Here is a 26904-nt window from a genome sequence, read left to right as displayed (position 1 = left end):
CGGAGTTGCAAACTTGACTGCTGTCCCATCCGTGTTGCCCGCCGCGCCGGCGCCCCGCTCGCGCGGGCTGCTGCGCCTGTTCCTGGCCTTCTTCGCGGTGCTGACCGTGGTGCTGGTGCTCAACGGCGGCCTGACCCTCGGCGCCATGCGCAAGGTCCAGTTCGAATCCACCTCGGCCGCGGTGCGCGTGGTCGGCCACGACTGGGCGCAGCGCATCCAGGGTGCGATCCGCTTCGGCAAGCCCATCGCCCAGTTCTACGGCCTCAACGAAACCCTGGCCGAGATCGCCCGCGACCTCCCGGCGGTGTCCACGGTGGCGCTCACCGACGCTGCCGGCCACGTCATCGGCAGTCACGGCGACGCCCTGCGCACGGGTGATCTGGCCGCGGCAGTGAAGCGTACCCTGGCCGCGCCCGGCATGCTCGCCCACGAAGTCGGCGGGCGGCATTACCTGAGTTTCCCCATCAAGGGCCGCGACGATGCCGTGGCCGGCGCGCTGGTCATGGTGGTGGACGGAGCGACCATCACCGGCGCCCTGGAACCGCACGTGGAAAGCAATCTGGCCCTGCTGGCGATGGTGGCGCTGGGCGGTTCGGTGCTGCTGCTCGGCGGCCTGCTGCTGATCAACCCCATGCGCGGCGAGGCCGGCATGTCGGGCTGGCGCCTGTACGCGCTGCCCATCGCGGTGATGGTGCTGGCGCAGGGGGTGTATTCGTGGGAGAGCATCGCCACCTTCCGCACCCAGTACGTGGATGCGGTGCAGGACACCGCGCGCATCGCGCTCTCCCGCCTGGAGCGCGACCTGGAACGCCTGTTCGCCAAGGGCGTGCAGATCGAACGCCTGGTCGGCATCGAGGCGCCGTTCGGGCGCATCATGGGCGAGGCCGCCGAGATCGGCTTCATCGAGGTGCGCGCGGCTGACGGGCGCGTGCTGGCGCGGGTGCACCGCGACGGCAGCGTGGAGCGCGATGCCGTGCCGCTGCCGGAAGGCGACCGGCTCGACACCGTCGCCGGGCTGGACGTTCCGGCCGCGGGCGGCCCGCTGCGCGTCGGCAGCCTGCGCCTGCACTTGGAAGAGGGTGCCATCGCCGCCGGCGCGCGCCAGCGCCTGCTCGATTCGGGCACGCTGGTGCTGATTTCGGCGCTGTTCGTGGTGGAACTCTTCGTGCTGCTCGCGGTGCTGCTGCGCCAGCAGCGCGCACGCGGGCAGCAGGCCGTCGAGGGCGCGGCGCCGGTCGACTACGGCCGCCACGTGCTGGGCCGGCCGAGCGCCTTCCTGCTGCTGTTCGCGTGGGCGCTGCCGCTGTCCTTCATCCCGCTGCGCATGCGCGAGCTCTACGTGCCCATCGCCGGCCTGTCCGAGCATGTCGTGCTGGCGCTGCCGCTGTCGGCGGAGATGCTGTGCGCCCTGGTCACCGCGCTGTTCGCCGGCGCGCTGACCGACCGGCGCGGCTGGCATCTGCCCTTCCTCGCCGGGGTCGTGGTCACCGTGGTCGGCGCCCTGCTGTCCACGCTGGCCAATGGCCCGTGGTCCTTCGTCGGAGCGCGCGCGGTGGTGGGCGCCGGCTACGGGCTGGCGTGGATGGGCATCCAGGGCTTCATCTTCCTGTGGGCCACGCCCCAGACCCGCGCGCGCGGGCTGGCGCATCTGGTGGCGGGGATCTTCGCCGGCCACATCTGCGGCAGCGCGGTGGGCGCCATGCTCGCCCAGCAGCTCGGCTACGTGGCGGTGTTCGGCCTGGGGGCCGCGTTGAGCGTGCTGCCGGCGGTGTTCGTGCTGTCCTTCATGTGGCCCTATTTCGGCAAGCCGGCGGAGTTGCCGGGCGTGGCGGCGGAACCGTCGCGCAACCTCGACCTGGCGAGCGTGTGGCGCCTGCTGCGCGACCGCAATTTCACCTGGCTGCAGCTCGGCAGCGTGGTGCCGTTCTCCGTGGCCCAGGTCGGCCTGCTGTACTTCACGCTGCCGCTCTTCCTCGCCGACCAGGGCGTGAGCCAGTCCACCATCGGACGCATCATGATGATCTACGGCCTGTCGGTGATCTATCTCGGCCCGATGCTCGGCCGCTTCGTGGACGACACGCACAACAAGAAGACCTTCATCGTGCTCGGCGGGCTGATCGGTTCCCTGGGCATGATCTATCTCTTCTTCGACAAGAGCCTGTTCGCGATCACCCTGTCGGTGTTCGCGCTGGGGCTGGGCAGCGCCTTCGCCGGTGCGGCCCAGTCGGCCTTCGCCCTCAACCTGGACGCGGTCAAGGAAATGGGCATGGGCAAGGCCATGGGCGTGCAGCGCGCGGCCGACAAGCTCGGGCAGATGATCGGCCCGCTGCTGATCGGCGCGCTGTTCGCGTCGGTGGGCGCCGCCTCCGGGCTCGCCATCACCGGCACGCTGTACCTGGCGGCGACGCTGCTGTTCCTGCTGATCGCGCGCACGCCCGGCACGGCGGAGGAACTGCAGCCGGCGGAGGCCGCGGCGCGCTAGGTCTGCGCCTGCAGCACCACGTCGAAACGCCCTTCGGCGGCGCCGTCCGCAGCCTGGGTGAAGGCGAGCCAGCGGCAATCCTCCGTGTCGCGGTCCACCCAGTCGCGCCGCGCGATGGCGGTGCCGCGCTCCTCGACCCAGTACGACTGGGTGACGAGCGCCCGGTGGCCGGGCGCGGTGATGCGCCAGTGCAGGTGGCGCCGCCGCGTGCCGTACTGGGCGGGCACGATGCTGTCGAAGCGGAATTCGCCGCGCGCGTCGGTGACCGCGATGCCGCGCAGGTCGATCTCGTCGTCCGCATAATCGGCCACGTCGCCGCTGCCGGCGGGGTGGTAGTGCCCGGCGGCGTCGCAATGCCACAACTCGACCTGGGCGCCGGCGAGCGGTGCGCCGTCGCCACTGGATACCGTGCCTGAAACGCGCATCGGCGTGCCCGGCACGCCGTGCCGGTTGATACGGGTCAGCCGCGGCGCGTTGCGCACGTAGAACGGCCCGGCCGTGGTCGATGCGGTCGGCCCGCACAGGGCGCCGCCCGCATGGGCGCGCGAAATGGCGGCGGCCAGCGCGCTCACGGCCAGGCCGCCGAGCAGCCGGCGGCGGGTTTGGTCATGGCCGCGGGGCCGGGCGGGAAGCTGGGGTCCGGACATGGGAACACCTCCGCAGGGGCAAGGAAACGGACGCCGGCGCACGCTTGCCGGCCGGCTGTCCAATTCGACCGCCGGCGGCCGCCACCGTTCGGCGGGGCGGTTTAGCGAAGCTGTCATGCAGGTCTGCTATCAAGTGCGCTCACCCGGCAACCCAGAGCGACAGGACCAGACCATGAACCCGCGCAAGAACACCGAGCAGGAAAACCACCCCGAACTCGAACACTGCGATTTCGATCGCCTCATCGAGCCGGCGCTCAGCCGCCGCACCTTCCTGCAGACCAGCGCCGCCGCGCTGGGCCTGTACTTCGCCACGACGCCGGTGGCGCGCGCCGTGGCCGCGGCTACCCGCAGCCCGCTGCTGGGCTTCGAGGCGGTGGCGGCCAGCACGGCGGACGGCTTCGCCGTGCCGGCGGGCTACGTGGCCCGCCCGCTGATCTCCTGGGGCGACCCGCTGCTGCCCGGCGCGCCGGCCTTCAATCCTTCCGGCACGCAGGATGCCGCGGCCCAGGCCGCCCAGTTCGGCGACAACACCGACGGCATGAGCCTCTTTCCGCTGGCCGAGGACCGCGCGGTGCTGGCGGTGAACAACGAATACACCAACTACGAATACCTCTACGCCCACCAGGGCGAGGCGGAACTCAGCGCCGACGACGTGAAGAAGGCCCAGGCCGCCCACGGCGTGTCGGTGTTCGAGATCGCCCGCAACAGGCAGGGCGACTGGCAGCCCGTGGCCGGTTCGCGCTACAACCGCCGCATCACCGCCTACACGCCCATGGAAGTCACCGGCCCGGCCGCCGGCCACGCGCTGCTGAAGACCGCGGCCGACGCCTCCGGCCGCAAGGTGCTGGGCACCTTCAACAACTGCGCCAACGGCCGCACGCCCTGGGGCACCTATCTGACCTGCGAGGAGAACTTCCACGGCTATTTCGGCAGCGCGGATGCGCAATTCAGCCCCGACCGCCGCCAGAAGCGCTACGGCCTGGCTGCCAAGAGCGACTACCGCTGGTTCGGCCACGACGAGCGCTTCGACCTCGCCCGCCACCCCAACGAACCGCACCGCCACGGCTGGGTGGTGGAGATCGACCCCCTGGACCCCGCCTCCACGCCCAGGAAGCGCACCGCCCTGGGCCGCTTCAAGCACGAGAATGCGGAGCTGATCGTGGCCGCAGACGGCCACGTGGTGGTGTATCTGGGCGACGACGAGCGTGGCGAGCACATCTACCGCTTCGTCTCGAAAGGGCGCTACGACCCCGCCAACCCGGCCGCCAACCGGGAGTTGCTGGCCGAGGGCACCCTGTACGTGGCCCGCTTTGGGGCCGAGCCCGGGGAACTGAAGGGCCGCGGCGAGTGGATCGAACTCACCCATGGCAAGAACGGCCTCACCGCCGCCAACGGCTTCGCCGACCAGGCCGAGGTGCTGGTCTTCGCCCGCGAGGCCGCCACCCGCGTCGGCGCCACCACCATGGACCGCCCCGAATGGGTCGCCATCCACCCGGACGGGCGCAGCGTCTATTGCACGCTCACCAACAACAGCAAGCGCGGCTCGGACGGCCAGCCCGTGAGCGGCCCCAACCCGCGCGCAGCCAACAAGTACGGCCAGATCGTGCGCTGGCGGCCGGCCGGCGGTGACCACACCGTGGCCGGCTTCGAGTGGGATCTCTTCGTGCTCGCCGGCAACCCCGCGGTGCATGGCGGCACGCCCTACGCCGGCAGCGCCAACGTGAGCGCGGACAACATGTTCAACAGCCCGGACGGCATCGGTTTCGACGCTGACGGCCGGCTGTGGATTCAGACCGATGGCGACTATTCCAACGCGGGCGACTTCGCCGGTATGGGCAACAACCAGATGCTCTGTGCCGACCCGGCAAGCGGCGAAATCCGCCGCTTTGCCACCGGCCCGGTGGCCTGCGAGCTCACCGGCATGGCCTTCACGCCGGACCGCCGCACCCTCTTCGTTGGCGTCCAGCATCCGGGCGAGGACCTGAAGCCCTCCCATTTCCCCGGCGGCGGCAGCGCCAAGCCGCGCTCGACCATCATGGCGATTCGCCGCATCGACGGCGGCGTGGTGGGTACATGAGCGGCGCCTGACGCGCGGCGCCGCCGTGTCCTTCCGGGCATGGCGGCCCGTGCCCAGAGCAGGCCGAGGGTGAGCGCGGCCACCGTCAGGTAGCGTCCGGCCTTGGCCACCAGCACGATGAGCAGGAAGCTCCCCAGGGGCTCGCGCATCACGCCGGCCACCAGGGTCAGGGGATCGCCGATCACCGGCATCCAGCTCAGCAGCAGCGACCAGCGCCCGTAGCGGTGGTAGGCGTGCTGGGCGCGCGCGAGCGTGTCCGCGCCGGCAGGGAACCAGCGCCGGTGGCGGAAGTGCTCGATGTAGCGGCCGAGCAGCCAGTTCACCACCGAGCCGAGCACGTTGCCGGCGGTCGCCACCGCCAGCAGCAGTCCGGCCGGGTATTCCCCCAGCGCGAGCAGGCCGGCCAGCACGGCCTCCGACTGCAGCGGCAGCAGCGTGGCCGCGCCGAAGGCGCTGAGGAAGAGGGTGAGACAGGCAGCGAGCACGGCCGGGAGAAGTTCAGCCGGCGAGCGCGAACAGCCAGCCGCCGCCCGCGCAGGCCAGCACTACCAGCCAGGGCGGCAGCTTCCAGAACATCAGCGCGATAAAGGCCGCCAGCGCGAGCACGAAGTCCTGCGCGCGGTGTATGGCGCCGGTCCACACCGGGTCGTAGAGGGCGGCGAGCAGCAGGCCTACCACCGCGGCGTTGATTCCGCCGAGCGCCGCGCGCATGGGCCGCGCGCCGCGCAGGCGGGCCCAGAACGGCAGCGCGCCGAACACCAGCAGGAAGGAGGGCAGGAAGATGGCCGCCAGGCCCAGCAGGCCGCCCGTCCAGCCCGCCGGCCCGGTGACCGTGGAGGCACCGAGGAAGGCGGCGAGACTGAACAGCGGGCCGGGCACGGCCTGGGCGGCGCCGTAGCCGGCGAGGAAGATGTCCCGGTCCACCCAGCCGGTGTGCACCACCTCGGCCTGCAGCAGCGGCAGCACCACGTGGCCGCCGCCGAACACCAGCGAGCCGGCGCGGTAGAAGGCGTCGGCCTGGGCCAGCGCCGGGCTGGCGGCGAATTGCGCGGCGAGCGGCAGGCCGGCGAGCAGGGCGAGGAACAGGGCCAGCCAGGCGAACCCCGCGCGCCGGTCGATGCGCACCGGCAGCGGGTCGCGGGGCTCGACCGCGGGCGGAGAGAACAACGCCAGCCCGGCCACGGCGGCGGCCAGGATCACCGCCACCTGCACCCAGGCGGAAGGGGCGAGCAGCACCACGGCCGTGGCCGCCGCCATGATGCTTACCCGCGGCGCGTCCGGGCACAGGTCCCGCGCCATGCCCCGCACCGCCTGCGCCACCACCGCGACCGCCGCCACCTTGAGGCCGTGCAGCGCGCCCGGGGCGAGCGCGTCCCCCAGCCCGGCGAGGCCGACCGCGAAAAGGATCAGCGCGACCGCCGACGGCAGCGTGAAGCCGGCCCACGCCGCGAAGGCCCCGGCATAGCCTGCGCGCCCGAGGCCGAGCGCCAGCCCCACCTGGCTGCTGGTGGGGCCGGGCAGGAACTGGCACAGGGCCACCAGGTCGGCGTAGGGGCGCTCCGCGAGCCAGCGCCGGCGCACGACGAATTCCTCGCGGAAATACCCCAGGTGGGCGACCGGGCCGCCGAAGGAGGTCAGGCCCAGGCGCAGGAAGACCAGGAAGACGGCCCAGGCGCTGCGGTGGTGCTCATCGGCGGGGGCGGCGGGAGGCATCGGGCTGTCCGGGCGGGTTGGGTCGAAATGCCGGATGATAGCCCGGCCCCATGACGTCTCTTCGATGAATTGTGGGAGCGGCCTTGGAAAAATGAATACCGCATCGCGGCCAAGGCCGCTCCCACAGGACGGGGACCGTTCAGCCGTCCGCCTTGATGATCCCCCGGCGCAACTGGTCGCGCTCCATGGATTCGAACAGGGCCTTGAAGTTGCCCTCGCCGAAGCCGTCGTCGCCCTTCCTCTGGATGAACTCGAAGAACACCGGGCCGAGCAGGCACTGGGAGAAGATCTGCAGCAGCAGGCGCCGGCCGCCGCTCCCGGTGCTGCCGTCGAGCAGGATGCCGCGCGACTGCAGGGCCGCCGCGTCCTCCCCGTGGCCGGGCAGGCGCTCGTCCAGCATCTCGTAGTAGGTGCCGGGCGGGGCCGTCATCAGCGGCACGCCGGCCGCGCGCAGGCGGTCCACGGTGGCGACGAGGTCGTCGGTGAGCAGGGCCACGTGCTGGATGCCCTCGCCGTTGAACTGCATCAGGAATTCCTCGATCTGCCCGGTGCCCTGGGAGGCTTCCTCGTTGAGCGGGATGCGTATCCTGCCGTCCGGCGCCGTCATCGCGCGGGAGGTGAGCCCGGTGTATTCGCCCTTGATGTCGAACCAGCGCAGCTCGCGGAAGTTGAACAGGCGCTCGTAGAAGGCCGCCCAGTGCGCCATGCGGCCGCGGTAGACGTTGTGGGTGAGGTGGTCGATGAGCTTGAGGCCGTGGCCTTCCGGGTGGCGGTCCACGCCGTCGAGGAAGTGGAAGTCGATGTCGTAGAGGGAGGCGCCGTCGCCGAAGCGGTCGATCAGGTACAGCGGCGCCCCGCCGATGCCGCGGATGGCGGGCAGGCGGAGTTCCATCGGACCGGTGGGCATGTCCACCGGCTGGGCGCCCAGTTCCAGGGCGCGGTGGTAGGCGTGGTGGGCGTCGCGCACGCGGAAGGCCATGCCGCAGGCCGAGGGGCCGTGTTCGGCGGCGAAGTACCAGGCCGCGCTGTTCGGCTCGTTGTTGAGGATGAAGTTGATGTCGCCCTGGCGGTACAGGGCCACGTCCTTGGAACGGTGCTCGGCCACGCGGCTGAAGCCCAGGGCTTCGAACACCGGTTCCAGGGTATCGGGGATGGAGGAGGCGAATTCGACGAATTCGAACCCCATGAGCCCCATGGGGTTCTCGAAGCTGTCTGCCATGGCAGGACTCCTGAACGATCGGTCAATGGAAATTGGACGAGGGATCGATCAGGACTGCGGGGGCGCGCAGGGCCGGCCGCGCACGCTGCGCGCCAGATGCTGGCCTATGCACAGGGGGCTGCCTTCGACGGCGAAGGCGCCGTCGCAATGGCGGGTATAGCGGGACACCGGGTCGTCTCCTCGGTATTGCCGGGCATCTGCGGCCCGGTCTGCTCTGCTGGTGTGCAGCAGTCTAGTCGTACTGCGGCGGATTGTCTTGCAGTGGCGGCTATTCATCCGCGCCCGGGTCCAGGTCCGGGAACAGCACGTCGGTGAAACCGAAGCGGCTGAAGTCGCGCACCCGCATGGGGTACAGGATGCCCGCCAGGTGGTCGCATTCGTGCTGCACCACGCGGGCGTGGAAGCCTTCCGCCTCCCGCTCCAGGGGCCGGCCCCCGGGGTCGAAGCCGCAGTAGCGGATGTGCCGGTGGCGGGGCACCACGCCGCGCAGGCCGGGCACGGAGAGGCAGCCCTCCCAGCCGTCCTCCAGATCGTCGCCCAGCGGCACGATTTCCGGGTTGAGCAGGATGGTGCGGGGCACCGGCGGGGCGTCCGGGTAGCGCTCGCTGCGCTCGAAGCCGAAGATCACCACCTGCAGCCCGACGCCGATCTGCGGCGCGGCCAGCCCCACGCCACCGGCCGCGGCCATGGTGTCGAACATGTCGGCGATGAGTCCGGCGAGCGCCGGCGTGCCGAACTCGCGCACCGGCGCGGCGGGCTGCAGCAGACTCGGGTCGCCCATGCGCAGGATCGTTCTGACGGCCATTTCTCTCACCTCTAAGGGCAGGGCGCGGGCGATGCGCCGCGCCTGCCCGCATGCTATGTTGCCGGCCCGGCACCCGGCAAGTCGCCGCGCCGCCCGTCCGAATCGCACCGGCGCGCGATCCGGTCACGGCGGCGGCGGGCGGATTGCGCTAAGCTGGTTGCCACCACGACGAGAGGACTAGATGCTCATTCTGGCAGCGGACATCGGCGGCTCGCAGGCGCGGCTGCTGCTCGGCACGTGCGAGGGCGCGGGCTGGCGCGAAGTGCGCCGCGAGACGTTTCGCAGCCGCGAGTTCTCCGGCATCGAGGCCTTGCTGCAGCGCTTCCTGCAACCGGGCGAGCAGCCGCACGCGGCCTGTCTCGCCGTCGCCGGGCCGGTGCGCGGCGCGCAGGTGAAGATGACCAATCTGCCGTGGATTCTGGACTCGGCAGCACTCACCGAGCGTTTCGGCTTCCGCCGCCTGCATCTCATGAACGACTTCGCCGCCCAGGCCCTCGCCCTGCCGCTGCTGGGCAAGGACGACCTGCGCACGCTGCAGCCCGGCGTACCCCAGGCCGATGGCGTGTGTGCGCTGATCGGTGCCGGCACCGGCCTCGGCATGGCGCTGCTGGCCGGCTCCGCCGAGCATCCGGTGGCGATGCCCAGCGAGGGCGGCCACGCGGACTTCGCCCCCCGCGACGCGCAGCAACGGTTGCTGCTCGACTACCTGCAGCCCCAGTACGGCCGCGTCAGCCTGGAGCTGCTGCTTTCCGGGCGCGGGCTGGAGCGTCTGTACCGCTTCGTCGCCGGGCTGCCGGCGGGGGCGTCGCCATCCCTCGATGCCGCCGCGATCACCGCCGCAGCGCGGGCCGGCGATGCCCAGGCGGCCGCGGCGGTGGACCTGTTCGGCCGCCTGCTGACCTCGGCGGCCGGCAATCTGGCGCTGACCGCGCTGGCCCACGGCGGCGTATTCCTGAGCGGCGGCATCGCGCCCAGGATCCTGCCTTTCCTGCAGCAGCCAGCGGTGCGCGCGGCCTTCCACGACAAGGCGCCCATGCGCGAGCTGCTGGAACGGATTCCCCTGCACGTGGTGATCAACGAGCAACTCGGCCTGTTCGGCGCCGCGCGCATGGCGGCGAAACTGGCGCAGGCGGGGGAGTGAGCACGATGGAGCCGGAGCGCCCCTCGCGCACCCTCGGCGCCGGCTGGCAGTTCGCCGGGCTGTTCCGCGACTACTGGAACGGCAGCCGCAAGTGGACGGTGCGCGGCGCGGTGCTGCTGCTGATCCTGCTCACCGTCGCCCAGGTGGGGCTGGCGATCTGGGTGAGCTACTGGCACCGGGATCTCTTCGACGCCCTGGAAGACCGTGCGCTGGGCGAACTGCTGCACCTGACCCTGGTGTTCGTGCTGATCTTCGTGCTCACCATGGGCGTCACCGCGCTGCACCTGCACGTCAAGCGCTGGGTGCAGCTCGACTGGCGGCAGTGGCTGACCACGCTGGTGCTCGACCGGTGGATGTCCCAGGCCCGCCACTACCGCCTGCAGTTCGCTGCCGGCGAGCACGACAACCCGGACGGCCGCATCGCCGAGGACATCCGCATCGCCACCGAAGCGGCGGTGGGCCTGGCGCACTCGCTGCTGTATTCGGTGCTCATCCTAGGCAGCTTCATCGACATCCTGCTGGCGGTCTCGGGCAGCGCTGCGCTGCCGGGCACGGACGTGGTCGTGCCCGGCTACATGGTGCTGATGGCTTTCGTGTACGCCGGGGCCGGCACCGGGCTCGGCCTGCTGCTGGGCCGTCCGCTGATCCGCAGCACCAACCGGCTGCAGACCGTGGAAGCCAACCTGCGTTTCGGCCTGGCGCGGGCGCGGGCCCATTCGGAGTCCATCGCGCTGATGCACGGCGAAGGCTTCGAGCGCCGCAGCGCGCGCCGCCTGTTCGACGACGTGGGCCGCGGCTGGAACCGGCAGACCGTGGCCTACCTGGGCATCGTCTCCTTCTCCACCGGCTACGGCACGCTGCTGCCGGTGTTCCCCATCCTGATCGCCGCGCCCCAGTACATCGCCGGCGTGATGACGCTGGGGCTGCTGATGCAGGCCGCCCAGGCCTTCCAGCGCCTGACCTCGGCCCTGTCCTGGCCGGTGGACAACCTGGGCGAACTGGCGCGCTGCCGCGCGTCCATCGACCGCATCGTGTCCCTGTACGACGACATGCTGCAGCTCGAACGGCCCGACCAAGAGGGTGCCGCCGCCGCCGAGCACATCCAGGTCAGCCATGCGCGCCACCCCGATCTCCAAATCCGTGGCCTGTGCCTGACCACCCCCACCGGGCAGCGCCTGCTCGACGGTTTCGACATCCACGTGCGCCGCGGCGAACGCATCCTGATCACCGGCGACCCGGCGGTCACCGTGGCGCTGTTCAAGGCGGTGGCGGGGCTGTGGCCGTGGGGGAAGGGCGAGATCGAGCTGCCCGAAGGGCGCGACGTGATGTTCCTGCCGCAGCATCCCTTCCTGCCCGAGGGCACCCTGCGCGCGGCGCTCTGTTATCCTCACGACGCCGGGCAGTACGGCGACGCCGAGCTGCAGCGCGCGCTCGAATGCGCCGGCATCGTGTGGCTGGCGCCGCGCCTGGACGACAGCGACGACTGGGGCCGCGCGCTGCCCCTGCGCGCGCAGCAGCACCTGGGCGTGGCGCGCCTCGTGCTGCAGCAGCCGGGCTGGGTGTTCATCGACGAGGCCACCAGCGCCTTCGACGGCCAGGACGAGATGGACACCATGGAGATGCTGCACCACGAGCTGCCCAGCACCACGCTGCTCAACATCAGCCTGCACAACGGCGTGCTCCGCTTCTACGACCGCAAGCTGGTGCTCAAGCGGCAGCGCCCGGCGCGCATCCAGTCCTTCCGCACCGAGCGTCCCAGCCTGCTACCCGAAGCGTGAGGGCAGCCAGCCCCGCTCGACCGATGCGCGCAGGCACCAGGCGGGCGTGGTCTCGGTCTTGTAGCTCCAGAAGAACCAGCCCAGCAGCTTCTCGAAGGCGAGGATCTGCGCCGCCGCGTAGCCGCGGCTGGCCACGTCCTGCTGGAAGTCGTCCATGTGTTCCAGGGCGTGGTTGTAAGGGCCTTCGGCCCACAGGGAGACGACCTTCAGGTCCAGCCCCAGGCTCCATTCGCCGCAGATGGCCGGCAGGCCCAGGGCGGCGTTGATGGAATCGGCCTCGTCGCGCCATTCGCCGCTGGCCTTATGGATGTGCTGGTAGATGTCGCTGTCGATGTCGCGGCGGTCGAAGCACTGGTAGCGGTGGTAGTCGAAGATCACGTTCTGCCACACCGGTGGCTGCAGGAAGCCGAGGAATTCCCGGTAGGAGCGGAAGCCGTCGTGGAACACCACCGCCACCCGCTCGGGCGGGCAGTGCTTGCGGATGCGCTCGTAGGCGGCGCGGTAGTAGCCCTTCAGGTAGTCGGTCGGCACGTCCCAGCGCGGTTCGTTCAACACCTCGATGGCGTACAGCGCCCGGTGGGCGCGGTAGCGCTCGGCCAGGCGTTCCAGCACGTCCAGGGAGTGGTCCAGGTATTCGGCCTTGGTGTGCCATTCGCACACGTCCTTGATGCCGCCGTTGTCGAAGCCGTTCTGGCAGCCCGGCGCGGCGTGGAGATCCAGCATCACCCGCAGGCCGAACTCGGCGGCCCAGTCCATGGCCCGGTCCAGCACGTCGATGCCGCCGGTGACGAAGGGGTAGGGGTTGTCGCCGTACTTGGGGTGGTAGGGGTAGTCCGGGCCGAAGATCCAGTGCCCCACCGCGATGCGCACCGCGTTGAGGCCGCGCTCGGCGATCCAGGCGAAGTCCTCGCGGGTGATGAAGCTGTTCCAGTGCCGCCGCAGCCGTTCGCCCGCGGCGCTGCCCAGCTCGGCGCACCAGGTGGTTTCGTCGGTGGCCTGCAGCCCCTCGAACACGCTGGGCACCATCCATTTTTCCAGCAGCAGCCAACTGCCCAGATTGACGCCGCGCAGCTTGTGGGTGGTCGTTGTCGTGCTCATGGCTCGTTCTCCCCGTGTTCCGCCGGATTTGCCAACCAGCATACGCCTGCCGTTTTCAGCCGGCGCGGTCCTTATTGGCGGACGGATGCCGCATCAGGCAGCCCGCCACGAATGCCGCGGCCAGCACCGCGGCGAGCATCAGGAAGCTGCGGGCAAAGGCGGTCGCCAGGGCGGTGCCGGGGTCCAGCACGCTCGCCTGCCATTCGACGAAGACCGCGGCCACGGCCACCCCCATCACCCCGCCCAGTTGCCGGGCATAGGTGATGACCGCCGAGGACTGGCCGAGTTGGTGGGGCGCCAGGCCGCGCAGGGCAGCCAGGTTGAGGGAGGGCAGGATCAGGCCGAGCCCGACCCGGCCCAGCACGGTGACCGCGATCAGTTCGCCGTGGGCGATGCCCCCGCCGAAGATGGCCAGCAGGACGAAAGAGACGCCGAACACCGCCAGGCCGGTCAGGGTGACCCGCTGGGGATGGTGCCGGTCGGCCAGGTGGCCGGCCAGGGGCATGCAGACCGCCAGCACGAGACCCGCGGGCAACAGGATGGCGCCCGCCTGGGTGGCCGAATAGCCGAGGGCGGTCTGCATGAACACGGGGATCAGGTAGGTGGAGGCATAGAACCCGAATCCGTAGGCGAAGGATACGATGCTGCCCATGGCGAAGGGCCGGTCGGCGAACAGTTCCGGGTGTACGACCGGTGCCGGCGTGCGCATGCTGTGCCGCACGAAGCAGGCGAACCCCGCCACGGCGCCCGCCGCCGGCAGCCAGGTCCAGGGACTCCCCAGCCCGCTGTGGTGCAGGCTGGACACGCTTTCGATGGTGCACACCGTCGCCACTGCCAGCATGCCCACGCCAGGCCAGTCGAAGGGCCGCGGCGTGCGTTCGCCCGCCACCGGGAGCAGGTAGAGCGCCGCCACGCCGGCCACCAGGCAGAAGGGCAGGTTGATCCAGAAGATGGCCGGCCAGCCGTAGTGGTCCAGCAGCAGCCCGCCCAGAGCCGGGGCCACCGCCGGGGCGAGGATGATGCCGAAGCCCAGGATGCCCGACGCCTTGCCCTGCCGGTGCGCCGGAAACAGGCGCAGCACGGCCAGCGTGCCCAGGGGCTGCAGCAGACCGGCCGCCAGGCCCTGGACCACGCGCATCGTCACCATGAAGCCGATGCTCGGCGACAGGCTGCCGGCCACGCTGGCGGCGGCCAGCACCGCGATGGCCGCCAGGAAACAGCGCCGGAAACCGAAGCGTTCCAGCAGCCAGGGTGTGGGGAGCATCGCCACCGTCATCGCGCCCATGAAGCCGGTGATGGACCACTGGATGCGCTCCTGCCCCAGACCGAAATGGGCCACCAGGGCGGGAATCGCCACGTTGAAACTGGTCGTGGACAGCACCGCCGCGACGGTGCCGAACGCAACGACGAGCAACGCCAGCCAAGCGTATCGATCACCGAATCGCTCCACCAGCGACTCGCGGGTGGGAGCCCAGGAATGCTTCAAGATATGGACAGCTCAAGCGGAAAGAGCAAAGATATTAGCAAGCTAACTATTAGCCTACAACATGACTCAGCACGATCCGATCCACGACGACTCGGCCCGCTATGCCACCCTGCTGCATCGCGCCTCCGCCCTGTGGCGTACCCGGCTGGACAACCGCCTCCGACCCTACGGCATGACCCAGGCCACCTGGCGCATCCTCTGGCTGCTGAGCCAGGACGGTGCCCCCTGCAACCAGAGCGAACTCGCCGCGCGCCTGGGCGTGGAAAACCCCACTTTGGTCAGGACCCTCGACCGCATGGAGCAGAAAGGCTGGCTGAGACGGGTGGCGGACAGCCGCGACCGGCGCCGGAAGCACGTGGAGATCACCGCGGCCGGACTGGAAGCGGCGCGCCGGATGGAAGGCGACGTGGTGGCGGTGCGCACCGAGATGCTGGCCGGCATCCCGCCCGACGAACTGGTCGGCGGCATACGCCTGCTGGAGCGGATCGTCGCCCAGGGCAGGGCGGGCGAATCGCAGGGGGCCGAGGAAGAACGGTAGGAGGCGGCAGACTCGTGCGTCGTTGCAGACGGGTTGCCTCCATGCAGGTTCAAATCCTGCCCCCGCAACCAGGTGCCGTTCCGGTCATTGTTGCCCATCCTGCCGCCGGAAACCGGGATGGCGTGGCAGCCGGGTTGGATGTATAAACACATATGTCCATAAACACTTATACAGGGGAATCCGATGTCGACGACACGCTGGAATGTGGCGGTTTCCGCCGAAACCGATCAGGCTCTGCGGATGTTCCTCGCCAGCCAGGGGGGCGGACGCAAGGGCGACCTGTCGCGCTTCATCGAGGAGGCGGTGCGTGCCCACATCCTGGAACTGAGTGCGGAAGAGGCGAAAGTGGCCAATGCGGGCATCGGCGAAGCCGAACTGGCCGCGATGGTCGATGAGGCGCTCGGCTGGGCCAGGGCGCGGTAATGCGTGTGGTGCTGGACACCAACATCCTCTTCAGCGCGCTGATCTCGCCCCATGGCGCGCCGGACATGATCTACCGCGCCTGGCGCACGGCGCGCTTCGATCTGGTGACTTCACGCGCGCAACTGGACGAGATCCGCCGCGCCAGCCGTTACCCTAAGCTGCAGGCGGTGCTGCAGCCGGCGAAGGTCGGCGTGATGATCAACAACCTGCAACGCGCCGTGGTGCTGGAGCAGTTGCCGCGAAACTTCGAAGCCGACGACCCGGACGACGCCTTTCTGCTGGCGATGGCCGAGGTTGGCAAGGCGGATTTCCTCGTGACGGGCGACCGCCGGGCAGGGCTGTTGCAGCGTGGCCATCTGGGGCGCACGCGCATCCTGACGCCGGGCACATTCTGCATCGAAGTGCTGAAGGGGTAGGCGGAACACGCCGCCTTACCGCGGACCGTGCATACGCTGCGCCATGTTCCTCGTTCAGTTCGGCCCTGGCCGACCGTTGGAGCAGGGATCAGCGCAAGGCCGCGGCGTGATGGGCGATGTGCTCGCCGATGAAGCTGGCGATGAAGTAATAGCTGTGGTCGTAACCCGGGCGGATGTTCAGTTGCAGCGGATGCCCGGCGGCTTCGCACGCCGCCTGCAGCAGTTCCGGCTTCAACTGGCTTTCCAGGAACTCGTCGTCGCCGCCCTGTTCGACCAGCAGCGGCAGGCGCTCGGTCGCGCCTCTGAGCAGTTCCACCGTGTCGTGCTGCTTCCAGGCCTCCCGGTCCGCGCCCAGGTAGGCGCCGAAGGCCTTTTCACCCCAGGGCACCCGGCTCGGCGCGGCGATGGGCGAGAAGGCCGACACGCTGCGGTAGCGGCCCGGATTGCGCAGGGCGATGGTCAGGGCGCCGTGCCCGCCCATGGAATGCCCGCTGATCGCCCGGGCAGCGCTGGCGGGGAATTCCGTTTCCACCAGCGCCGGCAGTTCGTCCACCACGTAGTCATACATGCGGTAGTGCCTGGCCCACGGCTGCTGGGCGGCGTTGACGTAGAAACCGGCGCCCTGGCCCAGGTCGTAGGCCGGATCGTCGGCCACGTTCTCGCCCCGCGGGCTGGTGTCCGGCGCGACGACGATGAGGCCGTGCTCGGCGGCGTAGCGCTGGGCGCCGGCCTTGGTGATGAAGTTCTGCTCCGTGCAGGTCAGGCCCGAAAGCCAGTACAGCACCGGACAGCGGCGGCCGGCCAGGGCCGCGGCGGGCAGGTAGATGCCGAAGTGCATCCCGCTGCCCAAGGTGGAGGAGGTGTGCTGCCACACCTCCTGGAAACCGCCGTGGCTGGCGTGTCGTTCGATGCGCTCCATGGGATCGGGCCTCGCGCGGGTCAGGTCAGTAGTGGATGACGCTACGGATGGACTTGCCCTCATGCATCAGGTCGAAGGTCTCGTTGATGTCCGCCAGCGGCAGGGTGTGGGTGACGAAGGGTGCGAGCTGGATGCGGCCGGCCATGGCGTCTTCCACCATGCCGGGCAGTTGCGACCGCCCTTTCACCCCGCCGAAGGCGGTGCCCAGCCAGCGGCGGCCGGTGACGAGTTGGAAGGGGCGCGTGCTGATCTCCTGCCCGGCCCCGGCCACGCCGATGATGACCGACTGGCCCCAGCCCCGGTGGGCGCATTCCAGCGCCGCGCGCATCACGTTCACGTTGCCGATGCACTCGAAGCTGTGGTCCACGCCCCAGCCCGTCATCTCCACGATGACCTGCTGGATGGGCTTGTCGAAGTCCGCCGGGTTCACGCAGTCCGTGGCGCCGAAGTGCCGGGCCAGGGCGAACTTGTCGGGATTGGTGTCGATGGCGATGATGCGCCCGGCGTTGGCCAGCTGGGCGCCGTGGATCACCGCCAGGCCGATCCCCCCCAGGCCGAACACGGCCACGGAATCGCCTTCCTGCACCCTGGCCGTGTTCTTCACCGCGCCCAGCCCGGTGGTCACGCCGCAGCCCAGCAGGCAGACGTGCTCCGGGTTGGCGTCCGGGTGGATCTTCGCCAGGGACACCTCGGCCACCACCGTGTACTCGCTGAAGGTGGAACAGCCCATGTAGTGGTAGATGGGCTGGCCGTCGTAGGAGAAGCGGGTGGTGCCGTCCGGCATCAGGCCCTTGCCCTGGGTAGCGCGCACCGCCACGCACAGATTGGTCTTGCCCGACTTGCAGAACAGGCACTCGCCGCATTCGGCGGTGTAGAGCGGAATCACGTGATCGCCCGGCTTCACGCTGGTCACGCCTTCGCCCACCTCCACTACGATGCCGGCGCCCTCGTGGCCCAGCACGGCGGGGAAGACGCCCTCCGGGTCGTCCCCGCTGAGGGTGAAGGCGTCGGTATGGCACACGCCGGTATGGGTGATCCTCACCAGCACTTCGCCCTTTTTTGGCGGGGCCACGTCGATCTCGACGATCTCGAGGGGTTTGCCGGGGGCGAAGGCAACGGCGGCGCGGGATTTCATGGCGGTCCTCCTGTGGGTAAGGGCAGGTGAAGGGATGACCGGCGGGCGGTCGCCGAAGCGGATAGCCGAAGATGGTAACCCACGAGGGTGACGACTCCGTCCATGGAGTTCTGGCGGCCGCCGCCGGTTTCCGCAAGGTGGGAAAACCCTTCCGCAGAGGGTTGTGGAGCAGCACTTGGAAGCAGGGCTTTCAGGCGCAAGCTACGGCGCATGACGAAGTGCCCGTAGGTTGTGCCGCCAGGAACAACACACTGCCTTCGATGGACCCAAAGCAAAAAAGCCAACCACCGTCGGGTGATTGGCTTTTCAGCGATTTTGGTTGCGGGGGCAGGATTTGAACCTGCGACCTTCGGGTTATGAGCCCGACGAGCTGCCAGACTGCTCCACCCCGCGTCGGAGAAAGAGAACTATAGCTGAACCGGCGTTGCCGGTCAAGAAGCTATCGAGAAAATTCCTGGTGCCGGCAGCAGGGATCGAACCCGCGACCTTCGGTTTACAAAACCGCTGCTCTACCTGCTGAGCTATGCCGGCGCGGGCCGGATTATAGCGCATGCGCGGGGTCAGGCCGTGAGGGCGAGGGCCTCCACGGCGGCCGGACAGAGGACGTGGTGCAGGTCCACGACCGGGCCGATGACGATCAGCGACGGGGTGGAGAGGCCGGCGGCTCGCACGCTCGCGGGCAGGTTGCGCACGGGGGCGGTGACGATGCGCTGCTGCGGCGTGGTGGCGGCATGTACCACGGCGGCCGGCGTGTCGGCGGGCAGGCCGTGGGCGACGAGCTGGGTGCAGATGATCTCCAGCGCGCCCAGGCCCATGTAGATGACCACGGTCTGGTGCGGGCGGGCCAGTGCGGTCCAGTCCAGGTTCACGGTGCCGTCCTTGAGATGGCCGGTGGTGAAGATCAGGGTCTGGGCGTGGTCGCGGTGGGTCAGCGGGATGCCGGTACAGGCGGCCATGCCGGCGGCGGCGGTGACGCCGGGCACGACCTCGCAGGCGATGCCGGCTTCGACCAGTTCCTGCATCTCCTCGCCGCCGCGTCCGAAGATGAAGGGGTCGCCGCCCTTCAGGCGCACTACTTTCAGACCCTGGCGGGCCAGCTTGACGAGCAGGCGGTTGATCTCGTCCTGGGGCAGGGCGTGGTTGCCGGCTTCCTTGCCGACGTAGATGAGCTGGGCGTCGGGGCGGACGAGTTCGAGGATGCCGTCGCCGACCAGGTGGTCGTACACCACGGCGTCGGCGTCGGCGATGCGGCGCGCGGCGCGCACGGTGAGCAGTTCGGCGTCGCCCGGACCGGCGCCGACCAGGCTGACCCGGCCGGTGCGCGTCTCGAAGCCCAGCCAGGCGGGCCGCGCCTCGCCATGCAGTCTGCTCTCGAGGGGGATGCGGATGAAGCTGCTGGAAGGCCGGGCATTCATGGTGTTTCCTCTCGCCGAAAGCGTGTGGCGGACTCTAGCAGCGGGGGTGACCGGCTGAAATTGATGCGTGTTAAAGACGTACTTTTCGTAGGGGAACAAAGTCCGCCCTGGCTGACTTAGGCCGATTTCCGGCAATTCACCAGGGAGACTGACCATGAAATTGAAAGGGTTCATGAGCGCCATGGCGCTGGCCACGTTGCCGATGGCAATGAGCAACGCATTCGCGGCCGATGCGCCGCCGCTCACGGAGGACGAGCGCGCCCAGGCGAAGCAGATCTACTTCGAGCGCTGCGCGGGCTGTCACGGTGTGCTGCGCAAGGGTGCGACCGGCAAGAATCTGGAGCCGCACTGGGCCAAGACGCTGGCCGACGGCACCAAGATGGAAGGCGGCACGCTCAAGCTGGGCACGGACCGGCTGGAGAAGATCATTGCCTACGGCACCGACGGCGGGATGGTGAACTACGACGACATCCTGACCAAGGAAGAGATCAACCTGATGGCACGCTACATCCAGCAGACGCCGGACGTGCCGCCGGAGTTCTCGCTGAAGGACATGAAGGATAGCTGGAAGCTGATCGTGCCGGTGGACAAGCGGCCGACCAAGCAGTTGAACAAGATCAACCTGAAGAACGTGTTCGCCATCACGCTGCGCGATGCGGGCAAGCTGGCCCTGGTGGACGGCGACACGCACAAGATCTGGAAGGTGCTGGACACCGGCTACGCGGTGCACATCTCGCGCCTGTCGGCTTCGGGCCGCTACGTGTATACCGTGGGCCGCGACGGCCTTACCACGATCATCGACATGTGGTTCGAGGAGCCGACCACGGTGGCCTCGGTGCGCCTGGGTTCGGATGCGCGTTCGGTGGATGTGTCCAAGTTCAAGGGCTTCGAGGACAAGTACCTGATCGGCGGCACCTACTGGCCGCCCCAGTACTCGATCATGGACGGCGAGACGCTGGAGCCGATCAAGATCGTCTCCACCCGCGGCCAGACCGTCGACGGCGAGTACCACCCGGAACCGCGCGTGGCCTCCATCGTGGCGTCGACGACCAAGCCGGAATGGGTGGTCAACGTCAAGGAGACCGGCCAGATCCTGCTGGTGGATTACTCCGACATCAAGAACCTGAAGAGCACCGCCATCGAATCCGCCAAGTTCCTGCATGACGGCGGCTGGGACGGCTCCAAGCGCTACTTCATGGTCGCGGCCAACGCCTCCAACAAGGTCGCGGCGGTGGATACCAAGACCGGCAAGCTTGCGGCGCTGGTCGATACCGCCAAGATTCCGCACCCGGGCCGCGGCGCCAACTTCGTCCATCCGCAGTTCGGTCCCGTGTGGTCCACCGGCCACCTGGGCGCCGACGTGGTGTCGCTGATCTCCACCCCGTCCGAGGAAAGCAAGTACGCCAAGTACAAGGGCAACAACTGGAAGGTGGTGCAGGAGCTGAAGATGCCTGGCGCGGGCAACCTGTTCGTCAAGACGCATCCCAAGTCCAAGCACTTCTGGGCCGATGCGCCGATGAACCCGGAACGCGAGATCGCCGAGTCGGTGTATGTGTTCGACATGAACGATCTCAACAAGCCGCCGGTGCAGCTCAACGTGGCCAAGGATTCCGGCCTGCCCGAAACCACCGCGATCCGCCGCGCCGTGCAGCCGGAGTACAACGTGGCCGGTAATGAAGTGTGGATCTCCCTGTGGGGCGGCAAGAAGGACCAGTCCGCCATCGTCATCTATGACGACAAGACGCTGAAGGTGAAGAAGGTGATCACCGACCCGTCCATCGTCACGCCCACCGGCAAGTTCAACGTCTTCAACACCATGCACGACGTCTATTGAGCGTGCTCCCGCCCGTCCGCCGTTCCCGCGGCGGACGGGCGGGCCGCGTCGACCACCTACATGCTGGAAGCGGAGACATGACGGATCAAAACGACAAGGCGCCTGCCGGCAAGTCCGGCGGGTTGTTCGCCCGCCTGCGGCGGCCCAGCGCCAGGTATTCGCTGGGGGGACTGCTGGTTGCCGGCTTCGCCATCGGTATCCTGTTCTGGGGCGGCTTCAACACGGCCATGGAGGCCACCAACACCGAGCAGTTCTGCATCTCCTGCCACGAGATGCATGACAACGTGTACCAGGAATACAAGAAGACCATCCACTACTCCAACCGCACCGGCGTGCGCGCCACCTGTCCCGACTGCCACGTGCCCAAGGACTGGACGCACAAGATCATCCGCAAGGTGCAGGCCTCCAAGGAAGTCTGGGGCAAGCTCACCGGCAGCATCGACACGCCGGAGAAGTTCGAGGCCAAACGCCTGCAACTGGCGCGCAACGAATGGGCGCGCATGAAGGCGGCCGATTCGCGCGAATGCCGCAACTGCCACAGCTTCGACAGCATGAACACCGAGGCGCAGAAGCAGCGCGCGCGGCGCCAGCACGAGATGGCGCTGGAAGACCGCATGACCTGCATCGACTGCCACAAGGGCATCGCGCACCACAAGCCCGCGGGCATGACCGAGGAAGACGAAGAGTAAACCCGGCGGCCGCGGCGCGTTCGCCGCGGCCCCGCCTCACCGGAGAATCGACATGAAGAGAACGATGATCGCAGGCGCGCTCGGGGTCGTGTGCGCCGTCGGCTTCAACGCCGCCCACGCCGGGCCCCCGGCCGACTGGAGCAAGGTGGCCGCCACCGACATCACGCTGCTCTATCCCGGCGTGTCGCCGATGGAGTGGATCACCAAGGGCATCGAGCACGGTGGCGCGCGGGCGCTGCGGAAGGGCGAAACCTGTGCCGACTGCCATTCCGAAGAAGCCAACAAGATGGGACAGCTCATTGCCAGCGGGCAGAAGATCGAGCCCACGCCCATCGCCGGCAAGGCCGGCTTCATCCCGGTCAAGGTGCAGGCCGCCCACGATGGCGGCACGCTCTACCTGCGCTTCTCGTGGAAGCAGCCCAAGGCCGCGGGCGGTGCCAAGATGGACGACAAGAATCCGGTCAAGATCGCCTTCATGCTGGACGACGGCAAAGTGGCGATGGCCGACCTGGGCGGCTGCTGGGCGAGTTGCCATGCGGACTCGCGCACCATGCCCGGCGCGGCCGAGACCAAGAAGAAGTACGTCAAGGACGGTGCGCTGGCCACCGGCGTGTTCTACGACCTGGTGCAGTGGCGTAGCGGCGAGAAGAAAGGCTTCGACGGCCACGTGGCCGACACCCGCGTGATGGAAGGCGGCAAGGCGCTGGCGAGCGCGGAAGGCAAGCTCGACGGCGACACCTGGTCGGTGGTGTTCGCGCGCAAGTTCGCCGGCGGCGAAGGCGACGTGACCCTGGCCGCGGGCAAGACCTACAACTTCGGCTTCGCCATCCACGACGACCACGCGGCCGGCCGCTTCCACCACGTCTCGCTGGGCTACAAGCTCGGCATCGACGCCAAGGCCCACATCACCGCGGCGAAGCAGTGATGAGTCCCGCACGGCGGCAGAAAGGGGCGGCAACCGGCGCGGCGCGCCGGCTGCCGGCCGTCGTTCTCGCGCTCACGGCCTGGCTGGCGGTGCCCGCGGCGTGGGCGGCCGAGCACGAGATCGAGGTGGCCGATTCGGCCTTCCGCCCCGCCGTCATCCACGTCCGCGCGGGCGACACCGTCACCTGGGTGAACCGGGAGAAGCGCACCAGCCATTCGGTGGCGTTCGATGCCAGCGGGCAGGAATCGGAACGCTTCTTCCCCGGCGAGCGCTGGTCGCACACCTTCACCGCGGCCGGCGAGCACGCCTACCATTGCGGCCCGCATCCGGAGATGACGGGGAAGGTCGTGGTGGAGTGATGCACCCGGGACGGTCTTGCGGCCGTATCGCGGCCAAGGCCGCTCCCACTGGCCGCGATACGGCCGTCCGGATACCCCGCTCCGCCCCGGCCGCGTTGATTCGAGTCAAGGTTTTTCCACCCTTGCCGGTCCATCGTAGGCACCGTTCCTACGGCAGCGGGATACCGCGATGAAACCTCCGCCTCTCCTCGTCCATGTGGCCGTGCTGCTCGGCACGGCCTTCATCGCCGCCTATGCCGCGGCCGCCGCCGATCCGCAGCCCGAACGCCGGCGCGAACTGGTCAGCATGGTCCGCCAGGACTGCGGCTCCTGTCATGGCCTCACCCTCTCCGGCGGGCTCGGCCCGGCGCTGCTGCCGCACACGCTCGCCGGCAAGCCGGTCGATTCCATGGTCGCCACGGTCATGAACGGTCGTCCCGGCACCGCCATGCCCGGCTGGGCGCGCTTCCTGAGCGAGCCGGAGGCCGAATGGGTGGTGCGCACGCTGATGGCCGGCTTCCCTGCCGATGGGGTGGGGCGATGAGGAGTCTGCTGCTGTCTGCCTCCGCCGTCCTGCTGCTCTCCGCCTGTGCCGCCACGCCAACCCTGCGCGGCACCGGCGACCTGGGCCTGGTCATCGAACGCTCCACCGGCCAGGTGGCTGTGGTCTCCCACACCATCCGCGAGCGTCTCGCCACCGTGCCCGGCCTGGGCGACCTGTCCCACGCCCACGTCACCTATTCCCGCGACGGGCGCTACGGCTACGTGTTCGGCCGCGACGGCGGGTTGACCAAGGTGGACCTGCTGCGCGCCCGCATCGAGCGCCGCGTGGTGCAGGCCGGCAACTCCATCGGCGGTTCCATCTCCCAGGACGGCCGCCTAGTGGTGGCGCAGAACTACGAGCCGGGCGGCCTCAAGGTGTTCGACGCGGACACGCTGGAACAGCTTTCCGAAGTGCCGGCCGAGTACGCGCCGGGCAAGCGCTCCAAGGTGGTCGGCCTAGCCGACCTGCCGGGGCAGCGCTTCGCCTACGCCCTGTTCGAGGCCGGCGAGATCTGGGTCACGGACCTGTCCGATCCCCGCGCACCGAAGACCGAGCGCTACCCCGCCGGCCGCCAGCCCTATGACGCCCTGGTCACGCCGGACGGCCGCCACTTCATCGCCGGCCTGTTCGGCGAGGACGGCCTGGCGCTGCTCGACCTGTGGCACCCGGAACGCGGCGTGAGGAAGATCCTTGCCGGCTACGGCAAGGGCGAGGAGCCCCTGCCGGTGTACAAGATGCCCCATTTGCGCGGCTGGGCGGTGGCGGGGGGCTACGCCTGGCTGCCCGCCATCGGCCGCCACGAGGTGCTGGTGGTGGATACGCGCACCTGGCAGGAGGTGGCGCGCGTGCCGGTGCACAGCCAACCCGTGTTCGTCATGGCCCGCCCGGACGGCCGCCAGGTATGGGTGAACTTCGCCTTCCCGGACAACGGCACGGTGCAGGTCATCGACACCGAGGCGCAGCGGGTGGTGGACACGCTCAAGCCCGGCCGTGCCATCCTGCACATGGAATTCACCCCGCGCGGCGAGGCCGTGTGGCTGTCCGCGCGCGACGACAACAAGGTGGTGGTCTACGACACCGGGACCCGCCGCCCCCTCGCCGAACTGCCCGCCGATCATCCCAGCGGCATCTTCTTCACCAGCCGCGCCGTGCGCATCGGGTTCTGACCGTCATGGACGAGGCCCGCCTGCGCCTGCTCAACGATTGGCAGCACGGCTTTCCGCTCGTGGAGCGGCCCTTTGCCGAGATTGGCGCGGCCGTCGGCATGAGCGAGGACGCGGTGCTCGCCGCCTACCGGGCGTGGCAGGCGGACGGCGTGGTGAGCCGCATCGGCCCGGTGGTCGCCGCGCGCCGCCTGGGCGCCAGCGCGCTGGCCGCGCTGGCCGTGCCGGCCGGCGATCTGGACGCGGTGGCGGCGCGGGTCAGCGCGCTGCCGGAGGTCAACCACAACTACGAACGCGAGCACCGCTACAACCTGTGGTTCGTGGTGGCGGCGCCCGACGCCGCCCGGCTGGACGCGGTGTTCGCCGGCATCGAGGCGGATACCGGCCTGGCGGCCATCGTGCTGCCCATGGAGGAGGCCTACCACATCGACCTGGGTTTCGACCTGGGCGGTGGGGCCCCCTCTCCCCCAGCCCCTCTCCCGCGAGGGGAGAGGGAGAACACCATTGCCCGGACAGACGTTCCGGGGACGAAACTCCCCTCTCCCCTCGCGGGAGAGGGCCGGGGAGAGGGGGCGGCATGCGCACTGCCCGGCATCGAACACGCCTTGCTGCACGCGCTGCAGCAAGGCCTGCCCCTGGTGCCGCGGCCCTTCGACGCCCTGGGCGAGCGGGTGGAACTCTCCGGCGCCCTGGTGTGCGCGCTGATCGACGAATGGCTGGCCGCCGGCCTGCTGCGCCGCTTCGGCGTGGTGGTGCGCCACCACGAACTGGGCTACACCGCCAATGCCATGTGCGTGTGGGACGTGGCCGACGGGCGCGTCGCCGAACTCGGCCGCCAGCTCGGCGCCGAGCCCGGCGTTACCCTGTGCTACCGTCGCCGCCACGCGCCGCCCCACTGGCCCTACAACCTGTTCTGCATGATCCACGGCCGTGCGCGGGACGAGGTGCTGGCCCGGCGCGATGCCATCGCCGCCCGCCTGGGGCTGGACGCCTGGCCCCACGCCGTGCTGTTCAGCCGCCGCCGCTTCAAGCAGTGCGGTGCCTGTTACCTGCCCGACCCGGAGGCCGCCGATGCTTGAAGGACTGGCGCCGCCGCGCGATCCGCTGGACGACATCGACCGCCGCCTCATCAACGGTCTGCAGGGCGGCTTCCCGCTCGCCCACCGGCCCTACGGCGTGGTCGCCGAGCGCCTGGGGCTGGGCGAGGAGGAGGTCATCCGCCGCCTGCGCCGCCTCCTTGTCGACCGCGTGCTGACCCGCTTCGGCCCCATGTTCCAGATCGAGCGCGCCGGCGGTGCCTTCTGCCTGGCGGCGATGGAAGTGCCGGAGGAGCGCTGGGCCGAAGTGGTGGAGCGGGTGAACGGCTTTCCCGAAGTGGCCCACAACTACCGCCGCGAACACCGCCTCAACATGTGGTTCGTGCTCGCTACCGAAACGCCGGACGGTATCGCCGCCTGCGCGCGGGAGATCGAGCGCGCCACCGGGTTGGCGGTGCAGTGCTTCCCCAAGGAGCGTGAGTACTTCGTCGGCATGAAGCTGGAGGCGAGATGAACGCGCCTCATGCCCCGCTGCTGGACGACATCGACCGCCGCCTGATCCGCGCCACCCAGGCCGGCCTGCCACTGTTGCCCAAGCCCTACGAATCCCTCGCCGCGCGTGTCGGCATCCCTGAAGCCGAGGTCATCCGCCGCCTCGCCGCGATGCTGGACGGCGGAGTGATCCGCCGCATCGGTGCGGTGCCCAACCACTACGCCCTGGGCTACACCGCCAACGGCATGAGCGTGTGGGACGTGGACGACGCGGCCATCGACGCGGCCGGCGAGCGCGTCGGAGCGCAGCCCTTCGTCACCCACTGCTACCGCCGCCCGCGCCGCCCGCCGGAATGGCCGTACAACCTGTTCGCCATGGTGCACGGCGTCAGCCGGGAGGAAGTGCTGGCGCGCGTGGGCGAACTGCAGGCCCTGCTGACGGTGGAATTCCCCCGCGCGCTGCGTGATCACGAGGTGCTGTTCTCCACCGCCATCCTCAAAAAGACCGGCCTGCGCCTGCGCGATTGATGCGGATCATTTCGCCCGGTGGCCCGGCCCGCTGTAATCGGACATAACCCGCGAGGCCCGTC

The 26904-nt window shown here is 69.5% G+C and carries 25 protein-coding genes, 2 tRNA genes and 1 pseudogene; 16 read left to right on the top strand and 12 right to left on the bottom strand.

Annotation, left to right across the window (positions count from 1 at the left end; translation table 11 throughout):
- Nucleotides 1-13 precede the first annotated feature (13 nt).
- On the top strand, nucleotides 14-2482 hold the full coding sequence (locus E6O51_RS18290; RefSeq protein ID WP_136386452.1) for an MFS transporter: 2469 nt from the start codon (nucleotides 14-16) through the stop codon (nucleotides 2480-2482).
- Here E6O51_RS18290 and E6O51_RS18285 read toward each other — a convergent pair.
- Complete coding sequence (locus tag E6O51_RS18285) at nucleotides 2479-3129, bottom strand: dioxygenase family protein (RefSeq protein WP_168735323.1); 651 nt, start codon at nucleotides 3127-3129, stop codon at nucleotides 2479-2481. The genes E6O51_RS18290 and E6O51_RS18285 overlap by 4 nt on opposite strands.
- Nucleotides 3130-3301: 172 nt before the next feature.
- Here E6O51_RS18285 and E6O51_RS18280 point away from each other — a divergent pair, with 172 nt between their 5' ends.
- Nucleotides 3302-5206: a PhoX family protein gene (locus E6O51_RS18280; RefSeq protein ID WP_136386450.1), complete on the top strand. Its 1905-nt coding sequence runs from the start codon at nucleotides 3302-3304 to the stop codon at nucleotides 5204-5206.
- 89 nt (nucleotides 5207-5295) lie between these two features.
- Here E6O51_RS18280 and E6O51_RS22315 read toward each other — a convergent pair.
- The 4 genes and pseudogenes from E6O51_RS22315 to def form a co-directional block, all read right to left on the bottom strand.
- A pseudogene (locus E6O51_RS22315) lies at nucleotides 5296-5616 on the bottom strand (YqaA family protein); the annotation flags it as partial.
- 88 nt (nucleotides 5617-5704) lie between these two features.
- Nucleotides 5705-6919, bottom strand: a complete 1215-nt coding sequence (gene chrA / locus E6O51_RS18270) for a chromate efflux transporter (RefSeq protein ID WP_136386449.1) — start codon at nucleotides 6917-6919, stop codon at nucleotides 5705-5707.
- 139 nt (nucleotides 6920-7058) lie between these two features.
- Nucleotides 7059-8138 carry a 4-hydroxyphenylpyruvate dioxygenase gene (gene hppD / locus E6O51_RS18265; RefSeq protein WP_136386448.1) on the bottom strand — a complete coding sequence of 360 codons (1080 nt, stop codon included), beginning with the start codon at nucleotides 8136-8138 and terminating at the stop codon, nucleotides 7059-7061.
- Nucleotides 8139-8406: 268 nt separating this feature from the next.
- Entirely contained in the window at nucleotides 8407-8943 is a 537-nt protein-coding gene (def, locus tag E6O51_RS18260) for a peptide deformylase (RefSeq protein ID WP_136386447.1), read from the bottom strand.
- Between the two features lie 181 nt (nucleotides 8944-9124).
- On the opposite strand from def, the gene glk reads away from it, so the two are divergent.
- On the top strand, nucleotides 9125-10084 hold the full coding sequence (glk, locus tag E6O51_RS18255) for a glucokinase (protein WP_136386446.1): 960 nt from the start codon (nucleotides 9125-9127) through the stop codon (nucleotides 10082-10084).
- A gap of 5 nt (nucleotides 10085-10089) precedes the next feature.
- Complete coding sequence (locus E6O51_RS18250) at nucleotides 10090-11862, top strand: ABC transporter ATP-binding protein/permease (protein WP_136386497.1); 1773 nt, start codon at nucleotides 10090-10092, stop codon at nucleotides 11860-11862.
- On the opposite strand, the gene E6O51_RS18245 is transcribed toward E6O51_RS18250, so the two are convergent.
- Nucleotides 11848-12960, bottom strand: a complete 1113-nt coding sequence (locus tag E6O51_RS18245; RefSeq protein ID WP_136386445.1) for a glycoside hydrolase family 5 protein — start codon at nucleotides 12958-12960, stop codon at nucleotides 11848-11850. The two genes, E6O51_RS18250 and E6O51_RS18245, sit on opposite strands and share 15 nt — an antisense overlap.
- Nucleotides 12961-13015: 55 nt before the next feature.
- On the bottom strand, nucleotides 13016-14446 hold the full coding sequence (locus E6O51_RS18240; RefSeq protein ID WP_230976844.1) for a DHA2 family efflux MFS transporter permease subunit: 1431 nt from the start codon (nucleotides 14444-14446) through the stop codon (nucleotides 13016-13018).
- Nucleotides 14447-14507: 61 nt separating this feature from the next.
- Here E6O51_RS18240 and E6O51_RS18235 point away from each other — a divergent pair, with 61 nt between their 5' ends.
- From E6O51_RS18235 to E6O51_RS18225, 3 genes are all read left to right on the top strand, one after another.
- Complete coding sequence (locus E6O51_RS18235; RefSeq protein WP_136386443.1) at nucleotides 14508-14984, top strand: MarR family winged helix-turn-helix transcriptional regulator; 477 nt, start codon at nucleotides 14508-14510, stop codon at nucleotides 14982-14984.
- Nucleotides 14985-15167: 183 nt separating this feature from the next.
- Nucleotides 15168-15407: a ribbon-helix-helix domain-containing protein gene (locus tag E6O51_RS18230; protein WP_136386442.1), complete on the top strand. Its 240-nt coding sequence runs from the start codon at nucleotides 15168-15170 to the stop codon at nucleotides 15405-15407.
- On the top strand, nucleotides 15407-15823 hold the full coding sequence (locus E6O51_RS18225; protein ID WP_136386441.1) for a putative toxin-antitoxin system toxin component, PIN family: 417 nt from the start codon (nucleotides 15407-15409) through the stop codon (nucleotides 15821-15823). The genes E6O51_RS18230 and E6O51_RS18225 overlap by 1 nt, the downstream gene beginning before the upstream one ends.
- A gap of 88 nt (nucleotides 15824-15911) precedes the next feature.
- Here E6O51_RS18225 and fghA read toward each other — a convergent pair whose 3' ends face one another.
- The 5 genes from fghA to cobA all read right to left on the bottom strand — a co-directional run bounded on the left by fghA (nucleotide 15912) and on the right by cobA (nucleotide 19292).
- Nucleotides 15912-16742 (bottom strand): S-formylglutathione hydrolase, encoded by an 831-nt coding sequence (fghA, locus tag E6O51_RS18220; RefSeq protein ID WP_136386440.1) that lies wholly within the window; start codon nucleotides 16740-16742, stop codon nucleotides 15912-15914.
- 25 nt (nucleotides 16743-16767) lie between these two features.
- Nucleotides 16768-17877: an S-(hydroxymethyl)glutathione dehydrogenase/class III alcohol dehydrogenase gene (locus tag E6O51_RS18215; RefSeq protein ID WP_136386439.1), complete on the bottom strand. Its 1110-nt coding sequence runs from the start codon at nucleotides 17875-17877 to the stop codon at nucleotides 16768-16770.
- Between the two features lie 316 nt (nucleotides 17878-18193).
- Nucleotides 18194-18270 (bottom strand) — tRNA-Met (locus E6O51_RS18210).
- 62 nt (nucleotides 18271-18332) lie between these two features.
- A tRNA-Thr gene (locus E6O51_RS18205) sits at nucleotides 18333-18408 on the bottom strand.
- Nucleotides 18409-18437: 29 nt separating this feature from the next.
- Nucleotides 18438-19292: a uroporphyrinogen-III C-methyltransferase gene (gene cobA, locus E6O51_RS18200; RefSeq protein ID WP_136386438.1), complete on the bottom strand. Its 855-nt coding sequence runs from the start codon at nucleotides 19290-19292 to the stop codon at nucleotides 18438-18440.
- Between the two features lie 154 nt (nucleotides 19293-19446).
- On the opposite strand from cobA, the gene E6O51_RS18195 reads away from it, so the two are divergent.
- The 9 genes from E6O51_RS18195 to ahbB (E6O51_RS18155) all read left to right on the top strand — a co-directional run bounded on the left by E6O51_RS18195 (nucleotide 19447) and on the right by ahbB (E6O51_RS18155) (nucleotide 26842).
- Nucleotides 19447-21126, top strand: coding sequence for a cytochrome D1 domain-containing protein (locus E6O51_RS18195; protein WP_136386437.1), 1680 nt, complete (start codon nucleotides 19447-19449; stop codon nucleotides 21124-21126).
- Between the two features lie 77 nt (nucleotides 21127-21203).
- Nucleotides 21204-21815, top strand: a complete 612-nt coding sequence (locus E6O51_RS18190; protein ID WP_136386436.1) for a NapC/NirT family cytochrome c — start codon at nucleotides 21204-21206, stop codon at nucleotides 21813-21815.
- 52 nt (nucleotides 21816-21867) lie between these two features.
- Nucleotides 21868-22740 carry an ethylbenzene dehydrogenase-related protein gene (locus E6O51_RS18185; RefSeq protein WP_211091456.1) on the top strand — a complete coding sequence of 291 codons (873 nt, stop codon included), beginning with the start codon at nucleotides 21868-21870 and terminating at the stop codon, nucleotides 22738-22740.
- Nucleotides 22740-23099 (top strand): cupredoxin domain-containing protein, encoded by a 360-nt coding sequence (locus tag E6O51_RS18180; protein WP_136386434.1) that lies wholly within the window; start codon nucleotides 22740-22742, stop codon nucleotides 23097-23099. The genes E6O51_RS18185 and E6O51_RS18180 overlap by 1 nt, the downstream gene beginning before the upstream one ends.
- Nucleotides 23100-23268: 169 nt before the next feature.
- Complete coding sequence (locus E6O51_RS18175) at nucleotides 23269-23622, top strand: c-type cytochrome (protein ID WP_136386433.1); 354 nt, start codon at nucleotides 23269-23271, stop codon at nucleotides 23620-23622.
- Nucleotides 23619-24788 carry a cytochrome D1 domain-containing protein gene (locus E6O51_RS18170; protein ID WP_136386432.1) on the top strand — a complete coding sequence of 390 codons (1170 nt, stop codon included), beginning with the start codon at nucleotides 23619-23621 and terminating at the stop codon, nucleotides 24786-24788. The genes E6O51_RS18175 and E6O51_RS18170 overlap by 4 nt, the downstream gene beginning before the upstream one ends.
- Nucleotides 24789-24793: 5 nt before the next feature.
- The gene (gene ahbB / locus E6O51_RS18165) at nucleotides 24794-25864 is read left to right on the top strand and encodes a siroheme decarboxylase subunit beta (protein ID WP_136386431.1); all 1071 of its coding nucleotides are present in this window, start codon (nucleotides 24794-24796) and stop codon (nucleotides 25862-25864) included.
- Complete coding sequence (locus E6O51_RS18160) at nucleotides 25857-26336, top strand: AsnC family transcriptional regulator (protein ID WP_136386430.1); 480 nt, start codon at nucleotides 25857-25859, stop codon at nucleotides 26334-26336. The genes ahbB (E6O51_RS18165) and E6O51_RS18160 overlap by 8 nt, the downstream gene beginning before the upstream one ends.
- The gene (gene ahbB, locus E6O51_RS18155) at nucleotides 26333-26842 is read left to right on the top strand and encodes a siroheme decarboxylase subunit beta (protein WP_136386429.1); all 510 of its coding nucleotides are present in this window, start codon (nucleotides 26333-26335) and stop codon (nucleotides 26840-26842) included. Before E6O51_RS18160 ends, ahbB (E6O51_RS18155) begins: the two co-directional genes overlap by 4 nt.
- The last annotated feature ends 62 nt before the right edge of the window (nucleotides 26843-26904 follow it).

Origin of the sequence: Pseudothauera rhizosphaerae (genome assembly GCF_004801305.1) — a bacterium.
GTDB classification, from domain to species: Bacteria; Pseudomonadota; Gammaproteobacteria; order Burkholderiales; family Rhodocyclaceae; genus Pseudothauera; species Pseudothauera rhizosphaerae.
Note: the sequence above shows the minus strand (reverse complement) of the source record. Positions and strands in the feature narration are given on the sequence as shown.

What these genes read in the sequence shown, in the direction of transcription:
- E6O51_RS18285 (WP_168735323.1), bottom strand. Translation starts at nt 3,129, where the DNA reads ATGTCCGGACCCCAGCTTCCCGCCCGGCCCCGCGGCCATGACCAAACC.
- E6O51_RS18280 (WP_136386450.1), top strand. Translation starts at nt 3,302, where the DNA reads ATGAACCCGCGCAAGAACACCGAGCAGGAAAACCACCCCGAACTCGAA.
- chrA (WP_136386449.1), bottom strand. Translation starts at nt 6,919, where the DNA reads ATGCCTCCCGCCGCCCCCGCCGATGAGCACCACCGCAGCGCCTGGGCC.
- hppD (WP_136386448.1), bottom strand. Translation starts at nt 8,138, where the DNA reads ATGGCAGACAGCTTCGAGAACCCCATGGGGCTCATGGGGTTCGAATTC.
- def (WP_136386447.1), bottom strand. Translation starts at nt 8,943, where the DNA reads ATGGCCGTCAGAACGATCCTGCGCATGGGCGACCCGAGTCTGCTGCAG.
- glk (WP_136386446.1), top strand. Translation starts at nt 9,125, where the DNA reads ATGCTCATTCTGGCAGCGGACATCGGCGGCTCGCAGGCGCGGCTGCTG.
- E6O51_RS18250 (WP_136386497.1), top strand. Translation starts at nt 10,090, where the DNA reads ATGGAGCCGGAGCGCCCCTCGCGCACCCTCGGCGCCGGCTGGCAGTTC.
- E6O51_RS18245 (WP_136386445.1), bottom strand. Translation starts at nt 12,960, where the DNA reads ATGAGCACGACAACGACCACCCACAAGCTGCGCGGCGTCAATCTGGGC.
- E6O51_RS18235 (WP_136386443.1), top strand. Translation starts at nt 14,508, where the DNA reads ATGACTCAGCACGATCCGATCCACGACGACTCGGCCCGCTATGCCACC.
- E6O51_RS18230 (WP_136386442.1), top strand. Translation starts at nt 15,168, where the DNA reads ATGTCGACGACACGCTGGAATGTGGCGGTTTCCGCCGAAACCGATCAG.
- E6O51_RS18225 (WP_136386441.1), top strand. Translation starts at nt 15,407, where the DNA reads ATGCGTGTGGTGCTGGACACCAACATCCTCTTCAGCGCGCTGATCTCG.
- fghA (WP_136386440.1), bottom strand. Translation starts at nt 16,742, where the DNA reads ATGGAGCGCATCGAACGACACGCCAGCCACGGCGGTTTCCAGGAGGTG.
- E6O51_RS18215 (WP_136386439.1), bottom strand. Translation starts at nt 17,877, where the DNA reads ATGAAATCCCGCGCCGCCGTTGCCTTCGCCCCCGGCAAACCCCTCGAG.
- cobA (WP_136386438.1), bottom strand. Translation starts at nt 19,292, where the DNA reads ATGAATGCCCGGCCTTCCAGCAGCTTCATCCGCATCCCCCTCGAGAGC.
- E6O51_RS18195 (WP_136386437.1), top strand. Translation starts at nt 19,447, where the DNA reads ATGAAATTGAAAGGGTTCATGAGCGCCATGGCGCTGGCCACGTTGCCG.
- E6O51_RS18190 (WP_136386436.1), top strand. Translation starts at nt 21,204, where the DNA reads ATGACGGATCAAAACGACAAGGCGCCTGCCGGCAAGTCCGGCGGGTTG.
- E6O51_RS18185 (WP_211091456.1), top strand. Translation starts at nt 21,868, where the DNA reads ATGAAGAGAACGATGATCGCAGGCGCGCTCGGGGTCGTGTGCGCCGTC.
- E6O51_RS18180 (WP_136386434.1), top strand. Translation starts at nt 22,740, where the DNA reads ATGAGTCCCGCACGGCGGCAGAAAGGGGCGGCAACCGGCGCGGCGCGC.
- E6O51_RS18175 (WP_136386433.1), top strand. Translation starts at nt 23,269, where the DNA reads ATGAAACCTCCGCCTCTCCTCGTCCATGTGGCCGTGCTGCTCGGCACG.
- E6O51_RS18170 (WP_136386432.1), top strand. Translation starts at nt 23,619, where the DNA reads ATGAGGAGTCTGCTGCTGTCTGCCTCCGCCGTCCTGCTGCTCTCCGCC.
- ahbB (WP_136386431.1), top strand. Translation starts at nt 24,794, where the DNA reads ATGGACGAGGCCCGCCTGCGCCTGCTCAACGATTGGCAGCACGGCTTT.
- E6O51_RS18160 (WP_136386430.1), top strand. Translation starts at nt 25,857, where the DNA reads ATGCTTGAAGGACTGGCGCCGCCGCGCGATCCGCTGGACGACATCGAC.
- ahbB (WP_136386429.1), top strand. Translation starts at nt 26,333, where the DNA reads ATGAACGCGCCTCATGCCCCGCTGCTGGACGACATCGACCGCCGCCTG.